The 424-nt window shown below is 36.8% G+C and carries 1 protein-coding gene; it reads right to left on the bottom strand.

The window, feature by feature from the left end:
* Window positions 1-112 precede the first annotated feature (112 nt).
* A partial coding sequence (locus KH400_RS21380) for a CBS domain-containing protein (RefSeq protein WP_217228081.1) occupies window positions 113-424 on the bottom strand: 312 nt, incomplete at its 5' end.

Here is a 424-nt window from a genome sequence, read left to right as displayed (position 1 = left end):
CCCAAAGGTACTGCCACAATTATCCCCAGCGCTAAAGCAAAAGCTGAAATATAAATATGTTGTCCCGTTTTACTTAAGATGTCGCCTCCATATTGATTCAGGAAGTTGATCATTATTGATCACCATCTTTCTCTTTTTGCTCCTCCGATTTTGAACTAGCATCGGTACTGCTATCTGTAGTGATTCCATCATCTGTAAATAAAGCATCATACACAATATCAACCAAGGTTGCTCGGGTAACAATTCCAACTAGTTTACGATCATTATCAACTACTGGAACGTTACGAAGTCCCCGTTTCAAAATTCGGTCAACCGTATCACGAATAATTGAATTTTCATTTACATAGAAAACATTTGGATCCATAATTTCGCCTACAGTTTTACCAGAATGGTAATACTCATTAATCTTTTCAATGCTTACAAC

The organism is Desertibacillus haloalkaliphilus (assembly GCF_019039105.1).
GTDB lineage: Bacteria > Bacillota > Bacilli > Bacillales > KJ1-10-99 > Desertibacillus > Desertibacillus haloalkaliphilus.
Note: the sequence above shows the minus strand (reverse complement) of the source record. Positions and strands in the feature narration are given on the sequence as shown.